This is a genomic window from Halococcus sp. AFM35, assembly GCF_051195015.1.
Taxonomy (GTDB): Archaea; Halobacteriota; Halobacteria; order Halobacteriales; family Halococcaceae; genus Halococcus.
In genome coordinates, this window is record NZ_JBNTJU010000002.1 from 205,256 (window position 1) to 229,644 (window position 24,389).

General features: G+C 65.2%; 29 protein-coding genes. 16 read left to right on the top strand and 13 right to left on the bottom strand.

Annotated features, from left to right (window positions below; translation table 11 throughout):
* The first annotated feature begins 15 nt into the window (after window positions 1-15).
* Window positions 16-885 (top strand): thiamine-phosphate kinase, encoded by an 870-nt coding sequence (gene thiL, locus ACQUQO_RS02810; RefSeq protein WP_435076421.1) that lies wholly within the window; start codon window positions 16-18, stop codon window positions 883-885.
* A gap of 457 nt (window positions 886-1,342) precedes the next feature.
* Here thiL and ACQUQO_RS02815 read toward each other — a convergent pair whose 3' ends face one another.
* On the bottom strand, window positions 1,343-1,933 hold the full coding sequence (locus ACQUQO_RS02815; protein WP_435076422.1) for a conditioned medium-induced protein 4: 591 nt from the start codon (window positions 1,931-1,933) through the stop codon (window positions 1,343-1,345).
* A gap of 106 nt (window positions 1,934-2,039) precedes the next feature.
* On the opposite strand from ACQUQO_RS02815, the gene ACQUQO_RS02820 reads away from it, so the two are divergent.
* The 5 genes from ACQUQO_RS02820 (at window position 2,040) to ACQUQO_RS02840 (ending at window position 6,642) form a co-directional block, all read left to right on the top strand.
* Window positions 2,040-2,621, top strand: a complete 582-nt coding sequence (locus ACQUQO_RS02820; RefSeq protein WP_435076423.1) for a biotin transporter BioY — start codon at window positions 2,040-2,042, stop codon at window positions 2,619-2,621.
* Window positions 2,618-3,322, top strand: coding sequence for an energy-coupling factor ABC transporter ATP-binding protein (locus ACQUQO_RS02825; RefSeq protein ID WP_435076424.1), 705 nt, complete (start codon window positions 2,618-2,620; stop codon window positions 3,320-3,322). Before ACQUQO_RS02820 ends, ACQUQO_RS02825 begins: the two co-directional genes overlap by 4 nt.
* On the top strand, window positions 3,316-4,020 hold the full coding sequence (locus ACQUQO_RS02830) for an energy-coupling factor transporter transmembrane component T family protein (RefSeq protein ID WP_435076425.1): 705 nt from the start codon (window positions 3,316-3,318) through the stop codon (window positions 4,018-4,020). The genes ACQUQO_RS02825 and ACQUQO_RS02830 overlap by 7 nt, the downstream gene beginning before the upstream one ends.
* 55 nt (window positions 4,021-4,075) lie before the next feature.
* Window positions 4,076-4,387, top strand: a complete 312-nt coding sequence (locus ACQUQO_RS02835; protein WP_435076426.1) for a hypothetical protein — start codon at window positions 4,076-4,078, stop codon at window positions 4,385-4,387.
* A gap of 98 nt (window positions 4,388-4,485) precedes the next feature.
* Window positions 4,486-6,642, top strand: a complete 2,157-nt coding sequence (locus ACQUQO_RS02840; protein WP_435076427.1) for a heterodisulfide reductase-related iron-sulfur binding cluster — start codon at window positions 4,486-4,488, stop codon at window positions 6,640-6,642.
* A 74-nt stretch (window positions 6,643-6,716) separates the two neighbouring features.
* Here ACQUQO_RS02840 and ACQUQO_RS02845 read toward each other — a convergent pair whose 3' ends face one another.
* Window positions 6,717-7,175, bottom strand: coding sequence for a hypothetical protein (locus ACQUQO_RS02845; protein WP_435076428.1), 459 nt, complete (start codon window positions 7,173-7,175; stop codon window positions 6,717-6,719).
* An 82-nt stretch (window positions 7,176-7,257) separates the two neighbouring features.
* Entirely contained in the window at window positions 7,258-7,785 is a 528-nt protein-coding gene (locus ACQUQO_RS02850) for a DedA family protein (RefSeq protein ID WP_435076429.1), read from the bottom strand.
* Window positions 7,786-7,865: 80 nt separating this feature from the next.
* On the opposite strand from ACQUQO_RS02850, the gene hemB reads away from it, so the two are divergent.
* Window positions 7,866-8,897 (top strand): porphobilinogen synthase, encoded by a 1,032-nt coding sequence (gene hemB / locus ACQUQO_RS02855; protein WP_435076430.1) that lies wholly within the window; start codon window positions 7,866-7,868, stop codon window positions 8,895-8,897.
* An 84-nt stretch (window positions 8,898-8,981) separates the two neighbouring features.
* On the top strand, window positions 8,982-10,070 hold the full coding sequence (locus tag ACQUQO_RS02860; protein WP_435076431.1) for a geranylgeranyl reductase family protein: 1,089 nt from the start codon (window positions 8,982-8,984) through the stop codon (window positions 10,068-10,070).
* On the opposite strand, the gene ACQUQO_RS02865 is transcribed toward ACQUQO_RS02860, so the two are convergent.
* Together ACQUQO_RS02865 and ACQUQO_RS02870 are read right to left on the bottom strand one after the other, a co-directional pair.
* Window positions 10,067-11,149 carry an aminomethyltransferase family protein gene (locus ACQUQO_RS02865; RefSeq protein ID WP_435076432.1) on the bottom strand — a complete coding sequence of 361 codons (1,083 nt, stop codon included), beginning with the start codon at window positions 11,147-11,149 and terminating at the stop codon, window positions 10,067-10,069. The two genes, ACQUQO_RS02860 and ACQUQO_RS02865, sit on opposite strands and share 4 nt — an antisense overlap.
* Before the next feature lie 37 nt (window positions 11,150-11,186).
* Window positions 11,187-11,480: a DUF6432 family protein gene (locus ACQUQO_RS02870; protein ID WP_435076433.1), complete on the bottom strand. Its 294-nt coding sequence runs from the start codon at window positions 11,478-11,480 to the stop codon at window positions 11,187-11,189.
* An 89-nt stretch (window positions 11,481-11,569) separates the two neighbouring features.
* Here ACQUQO_RS02870 and ACQUQO_RS02875 point away from each other — a divergent pair, with 89 nt between their 5' ends.
* Together ACQUQO_RS02875 and ACQUQO_RS02880 are read left to right on the top strand one after the other, a co-directional pair.
* A complete protein-coding gene (locus ACQUQO_RS02875) occupies window positions 11,570-12,307 on the top strand; it encodes a DUF7093 family protein (RefSeq protein ID WP_435076434.1) in 738 nt (245 codons plus the stop codon).
* Between the two features lie 26 nt (window positions 12,308-12,333).
* Window positions 12,334-12,726 carry a DUF5611 family protein gene (locus tag ACQUQO_RS02880; RefSeq protein WP_435076435.1) on the top strand — a complete coding sequence of 131 codons (393 nt, stop codon included), beginning with the start codon at window positions 12,334-12,336 and terminating at the stop codon, window positions 12,724-12,726.
* 22 nt (window positions 12,727-12,748) lie between these two features.
* Here ACQUQO_RS02880 and ACQUQO_RS02885 read toward each other — a convergent pair whose 3' ends face one another.
* Entirely contained in the window at window positions 12,749-13,114 is a 366-nt protein-coding gene (locus tag ACQUQO_RS02885; RefSeq protein WP_435076436.1) for a cell division protein SepF, read from the bottom strand.
* A 74-nt stretch (window positions 13,115-13,188) separates the two neighbouring features.
* On the opposite strand from ACQUQO_RS02885, the gene rimI reads away from it, so the two are divergent.
* Window positions 13,189-13,692 (top strand): ribosomal protein S18-alanine N-acetyltransferase, encoded by a 504-nt coding sequence (gene rimI, locus ACQUQO_RS02890; protein ID WP_435076437.1) that lies wholly within the window; start codon window positions 13,189-13,191, stop codon window positions 13,690-13,692.
* 1 nt (window position 13,693) lies between these two features.
* Here rimI and ACQUQO_RS02895 read toward each other — a convergent pair whose 3' ends face one another.
* Window positions 13,694-14,740, bottom strand: coding sequence for a S8 family peptidase (locus tag ACQUQO_RS02895; RefSeq protein ID WP_435076438.1), 1,047 nt, complete (start codon window positions 14,738-14,740; stop codon window positions 13,694-13,696).
* Window positions 14,741-14,831: 91 nt separating this feature from the next.
* Between ACQUQO_RS02895 and ACQUQO_RS02900 the strand changes: the two genes are divergently transcribed.
* Window positions 14,832-15,365: a hypothetical protein gene (locus ACQUQO_RS02900; protein ID WP_435076439.1), complete on the top strand. Its 534-nt coding sequence runs from the start codon at window positions 14,832-14,834 to the stop codon at window positions 15,363-15,365.
* Between the two features lie 6 nt (window positions 15,366-15,371).
* Here the strand turns inward: ACQUQO_RS02900 and ACQUQO_RS02905 are convergent, their stop codons facing one another.
* From ACQUQO_RS02905 to trpC, 5 genes are all read right to left on the bottom strand, one after another.
* The gene (locus tag ACQUQO_RS02905; protein WP_435076440.1) at window positions 15,372-16,562 is read right to left on the bottom strand and encodes a 3-dehydroquinate synthase II; all 1,191 of its coding nucleotides are present in this window, start codon (window positions 16,560-16,562) and stop codon (window positions 15,372-15,374) included.
* A gap of 96 nt (window positions 16,563-16,658) precedes the next feature.
* Window positions 16,659-17,453, bottom strand: a complete 795-nt coding sequence (locus ACQUQO_RS02910) for a 2-amino-3,7-dideoxy-D-threo-hept-6-ulosonate synthase (protein WP_435076441.1) — start codon at window positions 17,451-17,453, stop codon at window positions 16,659-16,661.
* A gap of 23 nt (window positions 17,454-17,476) precedes the next feature.
* The gene (gene trpA / locus ACQUQO_RS02915; RefSeq protein ID WP_435076442.1) at window positions 17,477-18,289 is read right to left on the bottom strand and encodes a tryptophan synthase subunit alpha; all 813 of its coding nucleotides are present in this window, start codon (window positions 18,287-18,289) and stop codon (window positions 17,477-17,479) included.
* The gene (gene trpB, locus ACQUQO_RS02920; RefSeq protein WP_435076443.1) at window positions 18,286-19,530 is read right to left on the bottom strand and encodes a tryptophan synthase subunit beta; all 1,245 of its coding nucleotides are present in this window, start codon (window positions 19,528-19,530) and stop codon (window positions 18,286-18,288) included. Before trpB ends, trpA begins: the two co-directional genes overlap by 4 nt.
* The gene (trpC, locus tag ACQUQO_RS02925) at window positions 19,527-20,285 is read right to left on the bottom strand and encodes an indole-3-glycerol phosphate synthase (protein ID WP_435076444.1); all 759 of its coding nucleotides are present in this window, start codon (window positions 20,283-20,285) and stop codon (window positions 19,527-19,529) included. The genes trpB and trpC overlap by 4 nt, the downstream gene beginning before the upstream one ends.
* Before the next feature lie 94 nt (window positions 20,286-20,379).
* Between trpC and ACQUQO_RS02930 the strand changes: the two genes are divergently transcribed.
* The 3 genes from ACQUQO_RS02930 (at window position 20,380) to ACQUQO_RS02940 (ending at window position 22,961) form a co-directional block, all read left to right on the top strand.
* Window positions 20,380-20,841 (top strand): MGMT family protein, encoded by a 462-nt coding sequence (locus ACQUQO_RS02930; protein WP_435076445.1) that lies wholly within the window; start codon window positions 20,380-20,382, stop codon window positions 20,839-20,841.
* Window positions 20,842-21,293: 452 nt separating this feature from the next.
* Window positions 21,294-22,727 carry an MATE family efflux transporter gene (locus ACQUQO_RS02935; protein ID WP_435076446.1) on the top strand — a complete coding sequence of 478 codons (1,434 nt, stop codon included), beginning with the start codon at window positions 21,294-21,296 and terminating at the stop codon, window positions 22,725-22,727.
* 57 nt (window positions 22,728-22,784) lie between these two features.
* Window positions 22,785-22,961 (top strand): hypothetical protein, encoded by a 177-nt coding sequence (locus tag ACQUQO_RS02940; RefSeq protein ID WP_435076447.1) that lies wholly within the window; start codon window positions 22,785-22,787, stop codon window positions 22,959-22,961.
* Between the two features lie 11 nt (window positions 22,962-22,972).
* Here the strand turns inward: ACQUQO_RS02940 and dpsA are convergent, their stop codons facing one another.
* Window positions 22,973-23,530: a DNA starvation/stationary phase protection protein DpsA gene (dpsA, locus tag ACQUQO_RS02945; protein WP_435076448.1), complete on the bottom strand. Its 558-nt coding sequence runs from the start codon at window positions 23,528-23,530 to the stop codon at window positions 22,973-22,975.
* A 222-nt stretch (window positions 23,531-23,752) separates the two neighbouring features.
* Between dpsA and ACQUQO_RS02950 the strand changes: the two genes are divergently transcribed.
* Entirely contained in the window at window positions 23,753-24,385 is a 633-nt protein-coding gene (locus ACQUQO_RS02950; protein WP_435076449.1) for a hypothetical protein, read from the top strand.
* The last annotated feature ends 4 nt before the right edge of the window (window positions 24,386-24,389 follow it).

A 24,389-nucleotide genomic window follows, 5' to 3' on the forward strand; every position in this document is an offset into this window, starting at 1 on the left:
ACTCCATTTGAGGGTATGGACGAACGGGCGGCGCTCGCGCTGCTCTCTGGACACATCGGGGAGGCCGGGGACGACTGTGCGGTGCTTGAGGAGTCGCTGCTCACGACGGACATGCTCCACGCGACGACCGACTTCCCCGGCGGCACCACCAGATATACGGCCGGCTGGCGGGCGGTTGCGGCCTCGCTGTCGGACGTGGCGGCGATGGGCGGGACGGCCCGTGCGGCGGTCGCGGTGTACGCCGCTCCCGACTTCGACGAGGACGAACTGACGGCGTTCGTCGAGGGTGCGAGCGACGTTTGCGAACTGGTGGGCGCGACGTACGTCGGCGGCGACCTCGATACCCACGAGGAGTTCACCGCAGCGACGACGGTGCTCGGAGCGACCGACGAACCGGTGCTCCGTTCGGGCGCGAGCCCCGACGAGGCGGTCTGTGTCACCGGGACGCTCGGGCGGAGCGCGGCGGCGCTTCGATTGTTCGAGCGTGGCGACGACGCGCGCGCGAACGAACTGTTTCGGTTCATCCCTCGAATCGCTGCGGGGCGAGCCATCGGTCGGCACGCAACCGCGATGATGGACAGCAGCGACGGACTCGCGCGCTCGCTGCACCAGTTGGCCGACGCGAGCGGCTGCGGAATGAGTGTTTCAGGGACGCTCCCGGTCGACGAGTCGGTCGAGGCGGTTGCCGACGATTCCGAGGAGGCCCACGAACTGGGCGTGTTCTTCGGCGAGGATTTCGAGCTGGTCTTCACGGTCCCCGAGGACGACCTCGAAACGGTCCGCGAGGACTCGCCCGTGGCCGTCACACGTATCGGAACGGTCGTCGAGGATGCGGTCACGCTCGATGGGGACCCCCTCCCCGACCGCGGGTTCACGCATGGGTAGGTCCCGGCGCGGCTGCGGTACGGTCGCGGCCGGCAGTTGCGGCCGCGGGGCGGTTGCGGTGCAGTAGCGGCTCCTGGTGGCTGAAGGGCGAACGAGCGACCGTAGGGAGTAAGTGAGGGCTTCGGCGGTGCTGTGCGGTTTGCGGGGCGGCCGTGGTGAGCGTCAGCATCCGCGCGAACGGAGTGAGTGCGGTTGGCCGCTCGCGCGGTTTGCGAGCGGGAGTTTTTGGCCCAGATTTTTCAAGGAGCGGTTCGCGCTTCGCGCGAACCCGACGTGGTTCGAAAGGCGCGAAGCGCCTTTCGTCACTGAGCGGGACCTTCGGTCCCGCGAGGTCGTCGGCGTGTCGCGCCGACTGCAAGCGATTCCTTCGGAATCGCCCCGTCCAAAAGAGCCGACGGCTCTTTTGAGGATGCCGAGACGGCTCCGCCGTCTCGTAGCACAGAAAACGGTGGAGGTGTCAAAGTGAGAGCTCGTTTTCCATCCCCTCGGTCGCCTCGTCGAGTCCGTCGCGGGTCACGTCGTCGGTGTGGCTGGTGAGGTCGGCGTCGAGGTAGATTTCATCGAAGGCATCGCGGAAGCGGTCGCCGACAGCGCGGCGTGCGGCCTGCGTTTCGGCGACCCGCCGGTTGGTTTCGACCGTGGATTCGGCCACGTCGAGGTCGGCGGCGACGGTCGCGGTGTCGGCATCGTTGAGGCGCTCGCGGAGCGCGCTCAGCTCGATGGGGGCGTCCGCATCGCTCTCGCGGACGAGGTGGAGGTCGAGGCGGGCGCGCTCGACGGTTTCCGGCGATTCGTCCAGCGCGTCGGCGATGGCGGCGTCGCCCTCCTCGTCGTAGAACGCTGCGACGAGGTCGACCAGTCGGTCGACGGCGAGGTCCGTCGAGAGACCGTACCGGTCGTCGAGCGCTTCGATGACCTCCTCGGTGCGTTCCTCGGGAGTGCCCTCGCGCGCGAGCGAGCCGCGCGTGTCCTCCTGGCGCTCGGTCACGGTCGACTCGTCGGTGACGTCCATGAAGATGTCGCGCAGTGATTCCGTTTTTTCGTCCATCGCTTCGGGAACGAAGCGTCTGACACCTGTCGGTAAAAGCCTGCCGCCGGCGAGAGCCGGCTCGTCAACCGATTCGATTATGATGGTTGACGACAGGTGTGGGACCATGAACGCCGAAACGACCGATACCGAACTCGTCGACGACGAGATGGTGGGCAACCTCGCGCGTGCGGCGCTGTTCGCCGCACTGTTGGGTGCGTTCGCCTACGTGAGCTTTCCGAACCCGGTCTCGCTCGTGCCGGTGACGCTGCAGGTCCTCGGGGTCTTTCTGGCCGGCATCTTCCTCGGGCCGGTGTGGGGAGCCGTGGCCTGTGGACTCTACCTGCTCGCGGGCGCGCTCGGTGCACCGGTCTTCGCAAACGGCGCGGCGGGACTGGGAGTCCTGCTCGGCCCGACGGCCGGCTATCTCCTCGCCTATCCGCTCGCGGCGCTGGTAATCGGCGCCATCGCTCACGGTGGTCGGACGCTCGGCGAACCCGATGAGCTGGGTCTCGGCAGGCTGGTGGGCGCGTTGGCGCTCGGCACCGTCGTCATCTACGCCAGCGGCGTGCTCGGGTTGATGGCCGTCCAGAGTCTGGGTCCCGTCGAGGCGTTGCTGGCTGGGGCGGCGGTGTTCGTCCCGGCCGAACTGGTGAAAATCGCCGCGGCCGTCGGCATCGTCCGCAGCGACGCGATAGCCGCCGCATGATCGAGATACGAGGGTTCACCTATCGCTACGGGGACGACCGACCGGCCGTCGACGGCGTCTCGCTCACCATCGAGGGTAGGTCGTTCGTCGTGCTCGCCGGCCCGAACGGGTCGGGAAAGACGACGCTCGTCCGGGGGTTCAACGGACTCCTCGAACCCGATTCGGGGACTGTATCGGTGAACGGCCAGCCGGTGGACGAGGACCTCGTGGCCGCCCGGACCGCCGTGGCGATGACGTTTCAGGACCCCCGCGACGGGTTCGTCGCCGCAACGGTGGGCGCTGACGTCGCCTTTGGCCCGGAGAACCTCGGACTCGGGCGGGGCGAAATCGACGACCGCGTCGAGAGCGCGCTCGCGGCGGTGCGGATGAGTGGGCGAAACGACGAGCGCATCGACCGGCTCTCCGGTGGCGAGCAGGCCCGCATCGCCATCGCGGGTGCGCTGGCGATGAATCCCGACCATCTGGTGCTCGACGAGCCGTTCGCCGGACTGGACCAGCCGGCACGGGAGTCGGTACTCGACAGGCTGGAAGCGCTACACGCCGAGGGCACGGGAATCATCGTCGTCACGCACGACTTGCGGGACCTGCTCGCGCTTGCCGACCGCGTGCTCGTCATGAACGAGGGTCGTGTTGCGCTCGATGCCGCCCCCGAAACGGCGCGCGAGCAGCTGTCGGGTCTCGCCGTTCGCGCGCCGTGTTGAGCTACGACCCTGGAACCTCGATTGCTCACCGCCTCGACCCGCGGGCGAAACTCGCCGTACAGGTGGGCTTCGCGCTCGCGGTGTTCGCTCACACCAGTCCACGCGGGCTTGCGATTGCTTCCCTGTTCGCTGGGTGCGTCCTTGCGGTGGCGGAGCTACCACCACAGACCGCCGTCCGGGAGGTCCGCTATGCGCTGCCGTTTTTGCTTGCTGGACCGCTGCTCGCCGCCATCACGCTCGGGTCGCCGTGGGTCGCCCCCGGGGAAGCGCTCGCACCCGCGCTTGCGAGCTACCGCGTGCTGCTCGTGCTCTTCGTGAGCGTCGCCTACGTCAGGACGACGCCGGTGCGCGACTCACGGGCGGCCATCCAACACGTCGTGCCGGGCCGGTTCGGTCGACTGTGTGGCATGGGCGTAGCGCTCGTCTTCCGCTTTCTCCCCGTCTTGCTCGCCGACCTCACGCGGGCGCGTGCGGCGATGCAGACGCGCCTCGGGAGCGAGCGCGCGCTCACAGAACGGATGGAGCTGCTGGTCGTCGCGGGGATTCGCCGGACGTTCGCACGGGCCGATAGGGTGGCACTGGCGCTCCGTGCCCGCTGTTTCGCGTGGAACCCGACGCTGCCGGCGCTTCGGTTCTCCCGAATCGACGCTCCGGTCCTCGTGCTCGCGGTCGCGCTGTTGGGCTGGGCGCTGCTGTGAACCGACCGGCCATCGCCGCCAGCAGACGTATGCGTGGCGGCCTCGGACGAGGGGCATGGTGCTCACCGAATCGGAGTGGGAGGAGGCCGAGCCGACCCAGGACGTCCTCGCGCGCGTTCACGAAGTGCTCGCCGAGGACGAGATGCGAGCCTACTGCGTCGGCGATTTCTTTCGGGACGCCGGCCCGGAGTCGGAGGGGTTCGAGCCGCTCGCCGCGCTCGTCGAGGCGCTCGACTGGCAGACCTCGCGGAAGCGCTCGGAGCTGCTCGTCGAGATGGCGCTCGAACGACTCGTCGCCGACGGTGCGGCCGAAAAGCGCGTGCGCCGGGAGGACGACGACCTCGTCGCGTACTACCGGGCGAGATGAGAAACTCCAAACGAGTTGTCGATTCCCGCACGACGGCGAGCAGGTGGTGCGACGTTGCCAAGATTTAACCCGGCCGCCCGACTCTACGACGATAATCGATGCCACTCGTGCTCCAGACGGGTGAAACCGTCACCCGTGAGACGTTCTGGCTGATCGGTCCCGTCGGCAAGGCACTCTTCTATTTCCTCGCCTTCCTGGCGATTGCCGTCCTCCTCTATGGAGTGTACGACCGCTTCGGACGGTATCTCCGGGGAACCGAGGACGCCTTCGCTCGCCTCGACGAGTTGCCGAGTCGAATCGCGCGCGCCGCCAAAATCGTGCTTTCAAATGAAAAACAGTTCAACCGCGACCTCTACGGCGGGCTGATGCACGCCTTCATCATGTGGGGATTTCTCACGCTGCTCATCGGCACCACCATTCTGGGTATCGACATGGACGGCTACCGAATCATCACTGGCTTGCTCGGCGAGAGTCAGTCGTTTTTCGTCGGTGATTTCTATCTCTCCTATTCGCTGGTGATGGATGCGCTGGGGCTGCTGTTCGTCGTCGGTCTCGGCATGGCCATCTACCGCCGATACGGCGTCCGCAACGAGCGCCTCTGGGACAGACATACCAGCCTCGAAGACGGCGCGTTCGTCTGGACGCTCTTTCTCTTGGGTGTGGGCGGCTATCTCGTCGAGGGGGTTCGCATCCTCGCCACCGGCTTCCCCGAGTTCGAGACGGTGAGCTTCGTGGGGTGGTTCGTCGCGCTCGTATTGGAGGGTGCGGGCGTTTCCCCGGAGTTGGCGAGAACGGTCTATCCGGCCGCGTGGTGGTCCCATTCCCTGCTGGCGCTCGGGTTCGTCGCCGCCGTCCCCTATGCCAAACCGTTCCATATGCTATCGAGTTTTGCGAACGTCGTCACGCGCGACGAGAAGGCCGGTGTGCGCCTGCCCGGCGTGCCCGCCGACGCCGCGCCCGACGAGATCGGGTTTACCGAGGTCGAGGACATGTCGTGGCGACAGATGTTGGACCAAGATGCCTGTACCAAGTGCGGGCGCTGTTCGTCGGTCTGTCCCGCCAAAGCCTCGGGTCGGCCGCTCGACCCCCGTAACGTCATCCTCGACCTCAAGAAGTACCGCGAGTCGGTGAACACCAATGGCGAGACCAAAGAGATCGTCGCCGACGGCGGTGGCGTCATTGACTCTCGGACGATGGAATCCTGCATGTCCTGTATGGCCTGCATGGATGCTTGCCCGGTGGAAATCGAACACGTCCCGCAGTTCACGGAGATGAACCGCCGACTGACCGAGATGGGCGAGATGGACGACAACGTCCAGGAAACGATGATGGACGTCTTCCAGCAGGGCAACTCCTTCGGCGACCCCGAACGAAAACGCCCCGACTGGACCGACGAGTTGGACTTCGCGGTGCCCGATGCGCGCGACCAGCCCGTCGAGTACCTCTGGTACGTCGGCGACTATCCCAGTTACGACGAGCGCAACAGGCGCATCGCGCGCTCGCTGGCGACCATCTTCGAACACGCGGGCGTCGAGTATGGAATCCTCTACGAGGACGAACAGAACGACGGCAACGACGTGCGCCGGGTGGGTGAGGAGGGACTGTACGAGATGCTCGCCGAGGACAACGCCGCCGCTTTCGAAGAGTGCGACTTCGAGACGCTCGTCTGTACGGACCCCCACAGCTACAACACGTTCGAAAACGAGTATCCCGAACTCGATGGCGTCGAGTGGAACGCCGATGGTGCGGTCGACGTTCATCACTACACGCAGGTCGTCCAAGACCTCGCGGACAGCGGCGCGCTCGACCTCGCTAGCACCGAACTCGACTACACAGTCACGTACCACGACCCCTGTCATCTCGGGCGGATGAACGACGAGTTCGAAGCGCCGCGCGACCTCGTGCGGCGAACGGGTGCAAGTCTCCACGAGATGCCCAGAAACCGGTCGAACTCCTTCTGTTGTGGCGGCGGCGGTGGCGGTCTCTGGATGGACTTCGACGAGGAGCCGAAACCAAGCGAGGAGCGCCTGCGCGAAGCGCTGGAGGACACCGACGCCGGCAACGATGTCGAGAAGTTCGTCGTCGCCTGCCCGATGTGCATGACGATGTACGAGGACGGCCGCAAGACGGGTGATTTCGAGGAGCGCATCGAGATCGTCGGTCTCTCCGAGCTACTGGCGGAGGCACTCGACGCGGGCGGAACAGTAGGGACGGCGACCGACACGAGCGCGGGTGCGGCCCCGGCGGACGATTGAGGCCGAATCAGCGAAATTTGTAGATCTAGAGTTCACATCAATCAGTTCCCAATTATATCTATATTATTTGAAGTCTACTCTGAATTTCGTTCTGGATTCGATTCGAAGTTTTGACGGAGTGGTTCTATCGCTTCGTCAGCGTCCTCTGCCCGTTCGATCTGTTCGATAGCATCAAATGCGACAAACTTCCGTTCTATTTTTCGGGTGTTCTGCTTGCTATAGTGGGTTGCGTTGTTCATCAATTCTGGTTCTTCGTGCATAGCAGTTGAGAGAAAGAAACTTGTATAGATGTATTCAGTTACATCATTGAGTCTGAAACCGGGAGGAAAAGACATAACGGCCTCAATTTCGCCCTCGATGACGTAGCTTGTTTGCCGATATGTACTACTATACCGTTCATCGTCTGTTGTGTCATCAAGTGAGCAGCTACGAATCAGTATCTTCTCGCCTTTGTACTCTCTCCAATATTCGAGTTGTGTCGATGCTCGGTCTGCTAATCCAAGTAGCGCCGAGAAGCCGGATAAGCCGAACATAAGATAGAAAAGGTGTACTGGACAAAACAATTTTCGGAAACTGCTCTACCCAGTCGAATAACGGCTGGCGTCATGATCTTACTCAAAACGCCCATTCGATGACGCCGAGGGAGATCGCCGCGAGCGCCGTCTCGAACACTACTGTGCCGACCGCCGAGAGGACGACGAATTTTCGGGTACTCATCTCGGCGAACCCCGCGGGCACGGTGAGCATCCCACGAGTGAAGAGCAGGGCGTTGCTCACCGGCACCACGATGGGTCCCCAGCGCTCGAACCAGCCGTCGAAGCGGTCGAGGGTCGACTCGCTGACTCGGAACCAGCGCTTTTCGAGCAGCCACTCGCGGCCGCCGCGCTTTGCGAGCACGAACAGTCCGACCTGTCCGACGGTCGCACCGAGGACGGCGACACCGATGATGGCTGCGATGGATGGGACTGAGTGGCCGAGCAGCCCAATCGAAACGGGCACGATGGCCTCGCTCGGCATGAAGTACATCAACATTGCCCCTTCGAGGACGAACACACAGAAGAGCACGACGAGGGCGTACTCGGAGTCGAGCAGGTCCCGGAGGTACGGCGGCATTGCGGCGACTTGGAGGACCGGGCGCGCCATCGGCGGAGGCTACTCCGGTAGTTCCTAAATCGTTTGCGTCATGGCGCGGGTGTTTTGACGCTCGCGGGCGACATGGGAATATGGACCTCACGCGCCGCCCGCGACGCCTTCGACAGGACGGACTTCGGGAACTCGTCAGCGAGACCCACCTCCACGAACACGACCTCATCGCGCCGGCGTTCGTTGACGCGACCACGGACGAACGAGTACCGATTGAATCGATGCCGGGTCACGAGCGCGTGCCCGTGAGCGAGGCGGTCGCGCGCGTCGAGGAAATTCAGGAGACCGGCGTCGAGTCGGTGATCCTGTTCGGGATTCCCGAATCGAAGGATTCGTACGGGAGCCGTGCGTGGGCCGAGGACGGCGTCGTCCAGCGTGCGCTCCGGCGCATCACCGACGAAACGGACGCTTTCTGTATCACCGATGTCTGTCTCTGTGAGTACACCGACCACGGCCACTGTGGGGTGCTCGAAGACAGCGCACGCGAGCGCTGGGAGCGCGCCGAAACCGACGGCGGCGCGGCGGTCGGCGAACACGGGGAGTCGAATCTCACCGTCGACAACGATACGACCCTCGACTTGCTGGGGAAGGTCGCCGAGAGCCACGCCGCGGCGGGTGCGGACATGGTCGCTCCGAGCAGCGCCACTGATGGAATGGTCGGTGCGATTCGGGAGACGCTCGACGGGGCCGGCTACGCCGATGTCCCCATCATGAGCTACGCCGCGAAGTACGAGAGTGCGTTCTACGGCCCATTCCGGGATGCCGCCGACGGCGCGCCGGCCTTCGGCGACCGCCGCCACTACCAGATGGACCCTGCGAATTCCGACGAGGCGCTCCGGGAAGTCGAGTTGGACGTAGAACAGGGCGCGGACGTGCTGATGGTCAAACCGGCCCTGCCCTATCTCGATGTCGTCGAGCGAGTCGACGAGCACACCGACCACCCCGTGGCGGCCTACAACGTCTCCGGCGAGTACGCGATGCTCCATGCGGCCGCTGACAACGGCTGGCTCGACATCGAGGAAGTGGCATACGAGTCGCTGCTGTCGATAAAGCGCGCCGGGGCGGACCTCATCCTCACCTACTTCGCCGAAGACGTCGCCGAGACGCTCTGAGAGCCGTATCGAAGTCGTGGATGGTTACCGAATTACCGCCGGCAGAACGGAGGAGATATTTGGCCGAGGGAGTAGTTCTACCCGATGTACGATTTCGTCGTCGTGGGGGCTGGTCCCGCTGGCTCACGCTTTTCCCGACAGGCCGCGCGGGCGGGCCACGACGTGCTCTGTCTCGAACGCGGCGAAGTGGGCCGGCCGCTTGCCTGCTCAGGCCACGTCAGCACCGATATCTGGGAGTTCACGCCCGACGGCGCGCGCGAGGAGTTGCTCCAGAACGAGGTCTCGGGCGCGCGTTTTCACGTCGATGGCCCCCGCAGCGACAGCCATCTGTTCTACAAGGACGAGACCATCTCGAACGTCATCGATAGAGTCGAGTTGGACCGCACGCTCGCACGCGCGGCCCGCACAGCGGGCACTGACCTCCGGGAAAACCACAGCGTCGTCGGTCTCGAAGAGAACAGGGATGAGGTGGTGGTGACGGTGCGCACGCCCGACGGAACCGAGACCGTCCGCACGCGGATGGTCGCGGGCTGTGACGGGCCGGTCTCGCGCGTCCGGCGCGAACTCGCCATGCCCGAGCCAGGCGAGAAACTGCAGGGAATTCTCGCCTTTTCGGACGAACACGACCCCGGTTCGCGCGTCGATGTCCACCTCACGGTGCCCGAATTCTTCGCGTGGCGCATCCCCAGAGGCGAAACGGGCGTCGAGTACGGTCTCGGGGCCGCACCGGGCGAGAACGCGACCGACCTGTTCGAGCGCTTCCTCGACGGCTATGGCGTCGAAACCGGCGAGACCTGTGCCGGGATGATTCCCATCGGGCCGCCCGAGCGCGTCACGAGCAGTCGGGCCTTTCTCGTCGGCGACGCCGCTGCCCAGACGAAACCGTTCACCGGCGGTGGCATCCTCTACGGGATGACCGCCGCCGACCACGCCGCGCGCGAGATCGATCCTCGGAACCCGAAAACGCTCGCCGAGTACGAACGGGCATGGCGTGGGGACCTCGCACGCGAGATTCGACTCGGCCACTGGGTTCGTCGGGCGTACTCGCTGCCGAAACCGATTCAGCGGACGGGTCTCGGCGCGCTGTCTGGCGAAATCGGCGTTCACATGGACAAACCCTCGACGCTCTTTTCGCCGGAGAGTTTGAAAACGCTGCTCTCACGGTCGTCCTAATACGCCGGCAGCCGTGCCGAGCGGTCGCTGCCCTCGACGAACGGCAGCGTCTCGACCGTCGCCGCGCGCTCCTCGCCGTCGATACGAACCGTCAGTTCCGCCGCATCGAGTCCGAATTCGACCAGCGCGAGCGCGAGCGGCCGTTCGCACAGGGGACTCTCGACCGCGCGCGTCACCTCGCCGACGGTCCCGTCGCCGTCGAAGACCGCCGCACCCGACTCGGGGCGGTCATCGAGAGCGAGTCCGACGAGGCGGCGACTCGGCTGGCCACGGTTTTCGACGCGCGAGACGACCTCTTGACCGACGTAGCAGCCCTTCTCGAAATCGAGCGCGTTGCGCAGGCCGAGCACGTTCGGGATTCGCCCCCGAAGCTCGCTCTCGAAGAGGGGTGTACCCGCCTCAAGCGTGAGCGCTCTCCACGTTCGATGGCCGAAGGGCGCGGCGTTCAGGCCGTTGTTGATGAGCGTGTCGAAGACCGATTCGGCCGCGTTCGCCGCACAGACCACCGTATACCCCTCCTCGCCGGTGAGTCCGTCGTCACGAACCACGGTCACGCCGTCGTCGCCCATCGACCCACGGACGAACGTCAGTTCCGATTCGGGCGTGCTCGCGCCGTTCAAGACGCTCGCGATCTTCTCGGTGGCCTTCGGTCCATGCACGCCGAACACGCCGAACTCGTCGGTTGCGACCTCGATGTCCACATCCTGAATGAAGGTCTTTGCCGACCACTCCTCGGCCACGGCCTCGGCGCGCTCCGGTGGCGTGAAGATCAACAGGCGCTCGGCGGTGGTGTAGATGTAGAGGTCGGTCTCGATCTTTCCCTGTGGGTCACAGAGAAGGGCATAACAGCCCGCGCCGTCCTCGCTGGGCACGCGATTCGAGACGACGTTGTCGACGAACTCGATTCTGTCCTCGCCGGCGACAGTCAAAACGCCATACCCCATCTCGATGACGCCGACGACGTTTCTGACCGCCAGATGCGTCCGTTCCGGACGACCATAGTGGGCGGCGACGCGGACCCCGCCCCGGTCTTCGAGGGTCGCGCCGTGGGATTCATGAAGAGCTTCGACGAGCGTCATTGCTTGTGGTCGGTCCCGGTTGCGGATAAGGCGTGTCCTACAGCCCGAAGCGCTCGCGGAGGCGGTCGAGAAACGAGTGGTCGTGGTTGTCCTCGCTGGGGTCGGGAACGACCCGTTCGTCGGGGGCGATGTGCAGGCGGCCCTCGTCGGTTTCGGTCTCGATGAGACCGTCGTCTTTGAGCGCCGATAAGGCAGTTTCGAGTTCGTCGATACCCACGTCGGCGTGCGAGCGGAGTTCGAACACCGTCATGCCGTCCTGACGGTCGACCAGCGCGTCGAGGACGGCCACCTCGACCTCCTCGCGGTCCCGGAACTCGCGCTTTGCCCTCATGGATATGGGGTTCGTCCGCACCTGTCTTACGCTTATCCCTCGGCGGACAACAGTAGTCTTTATTGCACGCGGTACGAAACCACATCCCGATGGGAGTCAAGTGTTCGCTGCTCGGGCACGACTACGGCGACAGCGAGGTCGAGCGCGAGCGCGACGAGGACGGCGACGAGGTGGTTCGGACGGCCAAACGGGTCGAGCGCTGTCGACAGTGCGGGCGCACGCGCACCATCTCCGCGAACACGGAGGTCACCGCGCTCGAATCGGCCGCGGGCGTCGTCCGCGAACCCGATGGCACGGTCGTCGCCGCAAACGGCTCGACGATGGCCGAGGAAATCGGCGGCAATGTCGTCATCGAAACCACCGACGACCGACCGGCCGACACGACCGAGGTGGCCGAAGCAGCCACCGCCCCTGCAACCGACGGTGACGACGCCGAAACCGTCGGGAACGGCGATGGCGGCGACACGCTCGCTATCGACCGTATCGACAACACCGAGCGTGACGGCCAATCGTACCGGCCGGCACGTGCGCCCGGCGAATGGCCGGCCGAATCCGCCCCCGAAACCGCGACGGACGGACGCGGGTCGTCGGTCGCGGGCACCGACGCCGCCGGCCGCTGGCCCGACGAGGACGCCCCCGGGACGGCGGTCGAAGGAAACGACGGGGAAACGGCAAACGGCAAACGGCGGACCCGTCGGCCGGGCGATACGCTTTCGTGTGGGTCCTGTCGGTTCACCAGTCCGATTGCGGACTCGCCGCTGCGGGCGGGCGACATCTGTCCCGACTGCGGGACCGGCTATCTCGCGTGGGAGACGCGAAAGGGGTAAATTCACCCCTCGCAAAGCAGGCGTCCATGCGCGAGTACAAGATGCGCCGCGGCGAACACCTAGAGGAGCGAATCCCCGACATGGAGGCTACCATCGAGGAGTACTTCGGCCCGCCGACAGCGACCGAGAGCTACGAGGGCAGCGACCTCCACGTGGTCGAGGACCCCGAAAACCCGGTCTTCGAGCGTATCGTCGCCGGCACGGTCGAGTACGGTTCGAAGAAGGATACCCTCGCCGTTCACTTCGAGGAACGCCCCGCCGAGGAGGTCATCGCCGAGGGCAACGCCGATGCCGCCGCGGATGCGGTGGATGCGAAAAACGAGTTCCTGCTCGAAGCGACCGGGAGGGATGCGAAAAGCCGCCGCGAGTCGATGAAACGCACGGTGGAAGACGATGCGGAAACACCGGACAACGTCTGAGAACCGCGGAGTTACTGAAGCGCTACTCGCCGAGTTTCGTCCGACTGATGCCGACCGCGGCGGGTGTGATGATGAGCTGGTCGTCGGCCTTCTGGACGATGTCGCCGCCGACCTCGCGGGTTATCTCCTGGAGGTCCTGTGTGATGCGCTCCATCGTGCGGTCGGTGGCCGAGTGGCGGGTGATGTCCGCGACCACGATGTCGCCGTCGTAGATGGCGTTTTTGATGTCGATGACGTCGCGCTGGCCCTCGATGCGGGCGATGTGTACCTGTGTCGTCGCTTCCTCGACGCCGCCCTCGACGTCGTCGATGTCGAGGGGGACGTACTTGCCGCCGGCCTGGCGCTGTCGGGAGCTGCCACCCCCGAGAATGTCGTCCATGAGTCCCATGCGCTCACGCCGACCGGATTCGGTATATCTCTTACGACCCCACAACGGCCGGACGCGACGGGCGGAGTGTTCATATGGGCCGTGGCCGTATCGTTGCTGTGACGACCGCCCGGCCCGTGCGGACGCGCGAGACCGTCCGTGCCGACCTGCTCGCGGTGTTCCGCATCGAGAAGGCATCGTTCGCCCAGCCGTGGCCCTACCGGGCGTTCGAGCGCTTTCTCGGGATTCCGGGTTTTCTCGTCGCCGACATCGGCGACCGGGGCGAGGTCGCCGGCTACGTCGTCGCCGACAGCGAGCGCCACCGCGGCCGGTCGCTCGGTCACGTCAAGGACATCGCGGTCGCACCCACCCATCGAGGCCGGGGTATCGGCGCGACGCTGCTCGAACGCGCCATCGACGCCATGCGCCGTCAGCGGGTCGGACGGGTGAAGCTCGAAGTCCGGGAGAGCAACGACCCCGCGCTCGCGCTCTATCGACAGTACGGCTTCGTCCATCGCAGCACTGCGAGACGCTACTACGCCGACGGCGAGGACGCTCTCGTGTTGGTGCGGGAGCTCGACTATCGGGAGTTCGAGTGAATCACTCCGCGCTCACCGCCGCCTCGTAGTCGGCCAGTCCCGCCCCGTCGCGCGGCTGGTCCGGAATGTTCCTCGCTGCCGCCTCGAAATCGCGCATGATGGGTTCCGGTGCCGTCTCCGGATGGACAGTTAGGTATTTCGCCACCATGCCGGCGACCTCCGGCGCTGAGAACGAGGTTCCCGAGGCCTTTATCCATGGTCCGTCCAATTCTTTGCCCATCGCCGTTCCCGACGCCTGCGCGAGGCGGTTGTCCTTGCCGATGGCCGCCACATCAGGATTGTCGCGGTTCGGATTGTAGGACGAAAACTCCGCAATCGTGCCCGCCTCGGTGCAGGCCGCAATCGAGAAGGCCCGCTCGGCAGTCGCCGGACTGCCCGACTTCTTTCCGGAGTTCCCCGCAGAGACCACATCTCGAATCCCTTTGCCGACGAGTTCGTTGTGCGTGCGGTTGATGGCCTTCGAGGTCTCCGATGACCCCCACGACATGTTCACGACGTCGTAGGCGTCGGTGTTGCCGTGCAGCCACTCGTAGGCGCGCATGATGACGTTGTTCTTCGTCTGGCCCTGCTCGCCGAAGATGCGTAGCGCCACGAGGTCCGCACCGGGCGCGAGTCGAGTGATTTGACCCAACACGGCCGTGCCGTGGCCGACCGCATCGCCCTTGCCCGACCCCGTGACGTCGACCTGTTCGATGCTCGTGCCCTCGAAGACCGGATGGTCGGGGTCGATACCCGAGTCCATCGCCACCACGGTCAACCCCTCGCCGGTGGCGTCGTCGTCGGGAACGTCGTGGAGTTCGCGGACGTCCGCGATGGTCGCCACGTCCGAACCCTCGCTGACGTGCTCGGGTTCGAGGTGTGGCTCCACAGTGATATTGGGTTCGAGGTCGAGCACGCGGTCGTCGTCGGCGATGGTCGATTCGTGCTCGGTATCGCACTCTATGTAGGCCGCCCCGCTCGTCCCGAAATCATACGTTTCGACGACGTCACACTCCATCCCGCGGAGGAACTCCGCCGACTCGCTCGTGAAGACGATGCGTTCGTTCATCGTTCTACTCGTTCGTTCGACTGCACCGTATTAACAGTAACTGCAGTAAGGAAAATAACAGTTCATCCATGCAAGCACCAGCTTCGAGTGCATGGCTGCCGTCGTGAGTCGTATGTCGGATGGCTCGGCGGCGAGCAACGACGAGAGCACCGGCAGTCTATCACGTGGAATCGACCTGCGGAACAATCGCCGGCCGGCCGTGCTCGGTTTTCTGGGTGGACTCATCGCCACGTGTACGCTGACCGTCTTTCGGCTGCCGGTGTCACGGTCACTCCCCCCGACGGCGAATTTCTGGGCGGAGTACGTCGCTGGTGGGGACCTCTCGGAGTATTCCGAGGAAGCCATGCTGCTCCATCTACTCTACGGCGCACTCGGTGGCAGTCTCTTCGCGGTGCTGTTCAGCAAATTCGACGAGCTATCGCCGGTCCCGACGGAGTTGAACGGGGTGCTCTTCGGAGCCCTCACCAGCATTCCGTTCTCGCTGTTCGGGACCAACGTGGTACTGAGCCGGATTTTGGGGATGGAGATGGACGACAACGAAGTGATGATCTTCCACGTAGGCCACATCGTCTGGGGCCTCTCAATCGGCGCGTGGGTCGGGTCGAGAATGAACCAGAACGAGTGATCTCCGTTATTTCTCGACGATGCGCTCGTCGACCGCCTCGCCGAAGTGTCTGGCCGTCGCCTCGTAGTAGACGCGCACCTCGTCGCCCGCTTCGAGGTCCGTCACCGCCCGCGGCCCCTCGCGGGTGGCGACCTTGATGGTCTCGGCGTTCTGGAGCAGCGTCTCGATGCGGTCGCCCGCGACGTCGTCGCCCTCCGCATCGTCGATATCGCTGCCGACGACGGCCTCGATGCGGAACATCGGGCGGCGCTCGATTTTCGCCCGCCCGACGAGCGCCTCGCGCGCGTGGCCCTCGGTGTCCACGACTTGGACTTCGTCGCCGCTCCCCAGTTCCGAGAGGTACTTCGTCCCACCGCCGGGCGTGCGTGCGTAGGCGTGGACGGCACCAGCATTGACGCGAAACGGCCGCGAGGCCACATAGGGGGATTCGGCCGTCTCGGCGTGGACGAAAAAGAGACCGCGTGACATCGAGCCGACGAGCATCCCCTCGTCATCGTCCAGTAGCGACCCCGTATCGACACAGACCCTATCGGCCGAGCCGACCTGTTCGATGTCTATGATTTCGGCCCACTGGAGGTCGAGCTGTTCGCGCTCGGCTTCGTCACGGATTTCGACCGTGTGCCGAATCTCGTCGGGGTCGTCGGAATCGAGCAGTACGCCGTCGGAACCGCTTTCGAGCGTCTCGAACGCAGTTCGTGCCTCCTCGGCGCTTTCGACCCCCGCGACGAGTTCGGTCTCGTCGCCGATGCGCGCGATGAGGTTCTCCAGAGGAATGATGGTCCAGTCCTCGCCGACGACGATGGTGTACGCTGCGTCTTCGGCGGCCGCCTCGGCGAATCCCTCGAAATCGTCGTTGAAGATGCGCACGTAGGCCCCGTCCGCCTCCCCCCGCCGCAGCGCCGAGAGGTCCGCGGACCCCGAAAAGTCGGCAGGGAGGTCCACGGAGCCGTCGCCTTCGCTCCCCTTGCCGACGATGGTCGCGTCGGCTCCATCGGATTCGTCGCTACCGATGATGTCGACGCCGTCGTCGGCGAAGGCGGCGACCGAGACCGCGCCGAGTTCGCGCACGCGAGAGACGTCACTCCTATCGCAGAGTACCCAGTCGACACCGGCTTCGAGACCCGCCGTAATCCGTTGCTTTCGCTGTTCCCAGTCGCCAACCGAGTCGTCTGCTTTGAGCCAGACCGTCCGTGTCATGTCGTGGCGCTCGAAGCGGTCGGGCTTGAACGTGGCGAAAGCGGGCGTGCATTTCTGGCGCTGCGACTCACCCGCGGTCCCGATACAACTGACGAGTCAGGCTTCGACGGCCAGTCCGGCTCTGTCGAGCGCCTCTTCGGCCGGGAGGTCGTCGTGGACGACGCCGGAGACCGCTCGCGTCATCGCCTCGGGGTCGTCGTGCTGGAAGACGGTCCGCCCCATCGAAACGCCCGCCGCGCCGGCGTCCATCGCGCCGCGGACCGCTTCGAGCGAGGCGCGGTCGCTCTCGGGTTTGCCGCCAGCGATGAGCACCGGGAGGCGGGTGGAGTCGACCACGTGGGTGAAGCTCTCGCTGTCGCCCGAGTAACCCGTCTTGATGAGGTCGGCACCCAGCTCCTCGCCGAGTCTGGCGGCGTGGGCGAGGCGTTCGGGGTCGGCCTCGTCGACGCCCGGCCCGCGCGCGTAGGTCATCGCCAGCACGGGAACCCCGAAATCGGCCGCGCGCTCGGTGATGCGCGCGAGGTCTTCGATCTGGTTGGGTTCGGTCTCGCTGCCGACGTTGAGATGGAGCGAGACGGCGTCCGCGCCAGCTCGGATGGCCGCCTCGACGGTCCCAGTGATTCGTTTGTCGTTCGTATCCGGACCGCCAGCCGTCGAGCCGTTCAGGTGGATGATGTACCCCGCGTCGTTGCTGTTGGGATGGACCCGGGGTGCGATGCCTTTCTGTGTGAGCACCGAATCCGCGCCGCCGCGTGTCACCGCGTCGATGGTGGATTCGATGTCCTTGAGTCCCCCGACTGCGCCGAGGGTGATGCCGTGGTCCATCGGCACCACGAGATAGCGGCCGTCCGTTCCGATGCGGTCGAGTCGTGCGTGCGTCCCGGCGTGCATACTGACAGTCGGTGCCACGGCGGTTATGTTCGTTCCGGTCGCGGTGCGACCCCCGCGAGCGCGCCCTCCTTGAGTTCGCGTGCTGTTGCCTCTAACTCGTCGCCGGCATCCGTCCCTTTCTCGGCGATAACCTCGACGAAGACGCTGCCGGCGACGACGCCCTCCGCGCCGGCGGCGACGATTTCGCGGGCGTGGCTCCCCTCGGCGACGCCGAAGCCGACCGCCCGCGGCACGTCCGCCTCCGCAAGCCGTCCGAGCGAGTCGTGAGTCTGCTCGCTCACGTCCGCGCGCGCACCGGTCGTTCCGAGACGTGCCTGCACGTAGACGAACCCCGAGACCCGCTCAAGCACGCGCTCCAGACGCTCGCCGCGCGTCGTCGGCGCGACGATGAAGACCAAATCGAGTCCGTGGGCGTCGCAGGCCGATCTGAGGGCATCACTCTCCTCGACGGGCAAATCGGGCACGATGAGTCCCGCGAGGCCCGCCTCGGCGGCGGTCTTCACAAATGGCTCGACGCCGTTCTCCTCTCCGTACTGATAGATGAGATTATAATAGGTCATGCAGACCAGTGGGACGTCAACATCGAGGTCCGTCACGAGGTCGAAAAACCGGTCGGGCGTCATCCCGGCGTCGAGCGCGCGCTGGATGGCGTTCTGAATCGTCGGGCCGTCCGCAATCGGCTCCGAGAAGGGCAGACCGAGTTCGATGACGTCAGCGCCACCGGCGGCGAGTGCCCGCACCTGTGCGGCGGTCGCCGCTGGCTCGGGGTCGCCGGCGGTGATGTAGGGCACGAGCGCTGCGTCGGTCGCCGCGAAGGCCTCGCGGATGGAACTCACTCGAACACCTCCATTGCGGGCGCGCTCTCGATGTCGCGCTTTTCGGTCTCCTCGACGACGCTCTCCAAATCCTTGTCGCCACGGCCCGAGACGTTGACCACGACGCGCTCGCCGAGGTCATTCGCCCGTTCGAGGTACGCGAGCGCGTGGGAAGTTTCGAGGGCGGGGATGATGCCCTCCAATCGTGAGAGGCGATGGAACGCTTCGAGCGCGGCGTCGTCACCGACCGAGACTGCCCGCACACGGTCGGCATCGACGAGATTGGCGAGTTCGGGACCGACCCCCGCATAGTCCAGTCCCGCACTCACGCTGTGTGATTCGAGGATCTGGCCGTCCGAGTTCTGTAGGAGTTTCGTCCGCGCACCGTGGAGGACGCCCTCTTCGCCGATGGACAGCGACGCCGAGTTCGGCGCGATACCCTCCCCTTCGTCGATTTCGAGCCCGCTGCCGCCCGCCTCGACCGCAACCAGCGAAACGTCGTTATCGTCAACGAACGCATCGAACGCGCCCATCGTGTTCGAGCCGCCGCCGGCACACGCGACGACACTATCGGGGGGTCCCCCTAACTGCTCCTCGGCCTGCCGTTTGGTCTCCTCGCCGATGATCGATTGGAACTCCCGGACCATCGTCGGGAACGGGTGTGGTCCGACAACCGAACCGATGACGTAGTGGGTGTTCTCTACCGTGGTCGCCCACTCGCGCATCGCCTCGTTGGTCGCCTCCTTGAGCGTGCCGCTGCCCGTGCTCACGGGATTCACCTCAGCACCGTTCAGCCGCATGCGGAAGACGTTGGGACGCTGGCGATTGATGTCGCGCTCGCCCATGAACACCTCACAGTCCATGTCGAGATGGGCGGCGGCCATCGCGGTCGCCGTCCCGTGCTGGCCCGCGCCGGTCTCGGCGATGACCCGTTCCTTGCCCATGTACTTCGCCAGCAACACCTGTCCGAGCGCGTTGTTCAGTTTGTGTGCGCCGCCATGAAGAAGGTCCTCGCGCTTGAGGTGGACATCGAATCCGTACCGCGAACTCAGCGTCTCGGCGTGCTGGAGCGGCGTCGGTCGCCCGCCGAAATCCCGCAGTCGTGCCCGGAACTCGTCCATGAATCCGTCCTCGTTGTCGAGAACGTAGCGCCGGTAGGCGTCGTCGAGCTCCGAAATCGCCGGCATCAGTGCCTCGGGGACGTACTGACCGCCGTACTCGCCGAACTTGCCGGGCGTCTCGCTCGCGTCGGCGTCGCTCATCGCTCGCCCTCCGCGAGTCGCCGGGTGTTCGCCGCGACGTCTCCGTCCATGAGCGCGCTCCCGACGAGCAGTCCGTCGGCACCGGCACGGCGCATCCGGGCGGCGTCCTCTCGATTCCCGATACCGCTTTCGGCGACGAGTGTCACCTCCTCGGGCACGTGAGGTGCGAGGGCCTCGAACGTCGAGAGGTCCACGTCGAGGCGGGCGAGGTCGCGGTTGTTGATGCCAACGATGTCCGCATCGGCCGTGAGCGCGTCATCGAGTTCCTTTCGAGTGTGTACCTCGACGAGCGGCTGGAAGCCGCGCTCGCGCGCCGCCCCAACGAGACCCGCGAGGTCATCGACGAACCGCGCGATGAGGAGCACGGCGTCGGCCTCGACGACATCCAACTGCTCCTCGCGACGGATGAAATCCTTCCGGAGCACGGGAACCGAGACGGTCTCACGCACCTGCCGGAGGGCGTCTGGCGACCCGCCGAAGTGCTCCGGCTCGGTAAGCACGGAGAGCGCCGCCGCGCCGCCTGCGACGAGCGCCTCGGCGAGCGCCGCCGGCTCGTCCTCTCGCCGTCCCTCGGTCGTCGGACTCGTCGGCTTGACCTCACCGATGATGGGCACTCTTCCATCCCCTTCAGCCGTCGCGAGCGCCGCGGGTAACGACCGTGCGGAGACCGACAGCCGCCGGCCACAACTGCCGCGCTCGTCGGCAGCGGCCAGAATCGACTCGATTGCGGGAGCGAACTCCTCGCTGGCGTTCATTGTTGTACATCAAAGAACTGTTTTGTACATAAGACTTGCGTCACGCGACACTCACGGACAGAACGTTGAAACCCCGCACGGGCATATATTCGTTATGAGCGATGCCGCCGGTATCTACGCACGCGAGTCTACCTATCTCGACCGCTGCGTGCAGGTCGGCATCGCGGGCGACCGCGTGCTTTCGGTGTCCTTTCCGGGGAGCCTCGCCGCCGAGGCCGATACCGAGCACCCGCTGCTCGACAGGCTCTTCGAGTATCTGGAGGGCGCACCCGACGACTTCGAGGATATCGAACTCGCGCTCACCGTCCCGACCGACCAGCGCGCGGTGCTCGAAGCCGTTCGAAACATCCCGTACGGCGAGCAGACCTCCGTCGAGCGCCTCACGCGGCGGGTCCCCGATTTCGACCCCGATGCCGACGACGACCGCGACCGGGTGCGGACCGCCCTCGACCAAAACCCCATCCCGATTCTCATCCCCGACCACCGCGTGCGCGACGGTCCGAGTGCTGCTCCGCCGAAAGTCGAACAGAAACTGCGCTCGCTCGAAGGACTCTAGCACCTCCACCTTTTTCTGCGTCGGGTGCGCTCGCCTGCGGCTCGCCCACCGCTCTCTGCTCGCGGGCCGAAGGCCCGCTCGCATGGTACGAGGGGCCTCCGGTCCCTCGCTCCTTGAAAAATCTGGACCAAAAACTCCCGCTCGCAAACCGCGCGAGCGGCCAACCGCGCTCACTGCGTTCGCGCGGACACTGACCACAACCGCCAACCGCAACAGTATCGTCGAAGCCCTCGCTCACTTCATTCGCTCGCCCTTCATCCTCCGAGGCCGCATCTCAACGGCCACCGCGCCGCAACCGCCCACCACACTGCGGCTACCGAGCGGTCGGACGAGAGTTCGGTGTTGAGTTCTGTGCGAGGATTCGTTATTGATTTATAAAATCTTCGAAACGAAAGCAGTCGCTCCTGTCGAGGACGGAACCCATTTCATTTCCCGTCCGCGATGTCGAGAGAGTGCAACGGTTCCCGAATCCGGTTCGGCTCGTGGTGGCGTGGGTCGGCCTCGCGCTGGTTCGTGCGGGACTCATCGAGCGCGAGCGCGCTCGCCGGACGGCCGACCTCGCGTGGCCACGCATCGTCACCGGGCTGGCCCGGATGTCGAAAAACGCCGCCGACGTGGCGATGGTCGGGGCCGCAATCGGCACGGGGGCCATCGCCGGCGTCGGCTTCGCCGCTCCCTACTGGGCGATGGCGTTCGCCCTCGGCGGCGGTCTCGCAAGCGGCACCATCGCGCTCGTCTCGCAGGCCTACGGTGCCGATAGGCCGGCGGGGCAGGCGGTCCGGTCGAGCGCCGTCTGCGTGCTCGCACTCACGCTGCCGGTCGCGGCCCTCTTTCATACCTACCCGACCACGCTCATCGGTGTCCTCAGCGACGACCCGCGAGTGGTCACGTTCGGTGCCGACTATCTCGAAACGGCCGCTTTCGGGGTTCCGTTCGCCGGTCTCAACCTCATCGGGAGCCGCACGCTCGTCGGTACCGACGACGCATGGACGCCGATGGTGGTCCGTGCTGGCGGGGCCGTGCTGAACATCACGGTCAACGCACTCCTCATCTTCGTCCTCGACTACGGCGTCGTCGGCGCAGCAATCGGGACGGTTCTCGCCAACGTCGTCGTCACCGCGACGTTCACCGCCGGCTTGACCACTGGTTCGGTTCCCCTCGTTGGCACGTTTCCCGTCACCGTTGACCCGTTCGGCACGTATCTCGACCGGGAGACCATCCGCCGACTGCTGCGCATCGGTACGCCGATGGTCGGCAAAAATCTCGCGTGGCGACTCGGCGAGTTTCCCCTGTTGGCCATCGTCGACATCTTCGGGACCGCGGTCGTCGCGGCGTTCGTCGTCGCCCAGCGCGTCCGCGACCTGCTCAACACGCCCGGCTGGGGTTTCGGCCTCGCTTCGTCGAGTCTCGTCGGCCAGCAGCTCGGCACGGGCGACGAGGGGACTGCCGAAGCCTACGGCCGGGAGGTAATCCGCTTCGGCGTCGCGGTGTATTTCGTCTCCGCCGTGCTGGTCGCCGTCTTCGCCGAACCCGTCGCGCTCGTGTTCGTCGGCAATCCAGCGAGTCAGGCGCTGCCGGTCGCCGTGACACTCATCTACGCCACCTGTGTCGGCATCGTCTTCAAGGGCCTCTCGCGGACGGCGACCGGCCCGCTGCGCGCCAGCGGCGACACGCGCTGGCCATTTTATGGGCAGGTGCTCGGCTACGTGGTCGCGCTGCCGCTGGCCTACGTGGGTGCGACGACGCCGCTCGGTCTTCTCGGACTCGCACTCGCCATCGTGACGCTGATGGCCGTCCCCGCTGCCGTCAACTACCATCGGTTCCGGACCGGCAAATGGAAGGCCATCAGTCGGGGCTACCGCCCCACGGCCCATACCGGGGACTGACGACACGAATTAGGCCGACCAAAACGCTTATAGAATTAGGCCCGCCTAACTCTCGTCATGGCGGTTCCCTCCCGGCAGACGAGCGCCAACACCGAATCCACGACACACGAACGGTCATCGCCCGAGCGAGCCGTTTCGATACACACCACGGCTCCCGAACGGAGCGTCTTCATCGAGGACGGAAACCCCGACGGCTGGATTTCGACGGATACGACTGTGGCGCTCGAACGCTGAAAAATCGAGTTTTAGTGGGTCGCTTCGTCGACGACGAGGGTGTCGTCTTCGAGGTAGTGTTCGAAGTGGTGAGCGAGTTCCTCGTAGTCGTCGATGGCGCTCCGAAGGACCTCCTCGGAGGCGAAATCGTTGAGACCGTTGGTGAGTTCGATGTGGTCGCGGAAGTGTTCGATGATGTCGCCGAAGGTTTCCATGTCGTTGCGGAGCGAGGTCCGCACGTCGTAGACGTCCTCGCCCTCGAAGTCCACGTAGCTGTGCTCTTCGAGGTTCGTGGGACCGGCGACCGGGACGCCGCCGAGCGCTTGGGCGCGTTCGGCGATGACATCCGAGTGGTGTTCGACGTCCTCGTAGGCCTCTTCGAGGAAGCGATGGAGTTCGAGGAACTCCGCGCCCTCGACGTTCCAGTGGTGTTTCTTGAGCTGGTGGTAGAGCACGTACGACGCGGCGAGGTCGGCGTTCAGCGCGTCGATGACCTGCTCTGCGCGCTCTTCCTCGACGCGGAGTGCCGGCGACTCCTCGACGGTACCGAACTCCTGACGGAGGTCGGATTCGGATTGTTGGTAGCTCATTACATCCACACGTACGACCACAGCCCACTTAACTATTTCCGTTCGGGAAACATATTTTTGGCTTCCCAAAAATCTATTCGGCGTAGTGGAATCGACGGCACTCGAACGAGGCGAAACCGCCGGTCGTCGAAGCGACGGTTCGATGGCAGTTGTAGATTCCGTGAACCTCCACCGGCCAGCCGACCGAAACCCATAAACATTCTTTTGGCCGACCTAAACCATATGTTCGAACGAACTGGCGCAGGTCCAACACGGAGAGGAGTCCTCAAAAGCGGTGGTGCGGTACTCGGCGGCGGCTTGCTCGCGGGATGTACCGGCAGCGGCGGGCAGTCGGCGGCGAACGACACCACCGGCACCGAATCCACCACATCGAGCCGAACCGGGTCGTACACGGTAACGATGTCGCCGATGGGTTCGGTCGCGTTCGAGGGGGTACCGAAATCCCTGTTCGTCGTCTTTCCGCAGTATGCGGACATGGCGGTCGCGCTCGGCCACGGCGACGCCGTCAACACGATTTACAGCCCCGAACTCGCGGGCGGAATCATGAGTACGTACACGGCACGACTGAAGGGTGTCTCGCCGAAGTGGTCACAGCTTCCCGACCCGCTCGCCGACGGGTTGAGCAAGGAGCGGCTCTACGGACTCGGTAGCGATGTCCACTTCCTCGACCCGGCATACGCCTCGACCCAACAGAACTGGAACCGGTCGGACGTCGACGAAATCGCTAGCAATGTCGGTCCGTGGTTCGGAAACTTCTACAGCGGTACGCACGACAAACCGCCCTCGACTTGGCAAGATCGTTTGGTTCAGCTAGTTCCAGATAATCTGATCGAACTTTCTACGTTCGTTTTATAGCGGT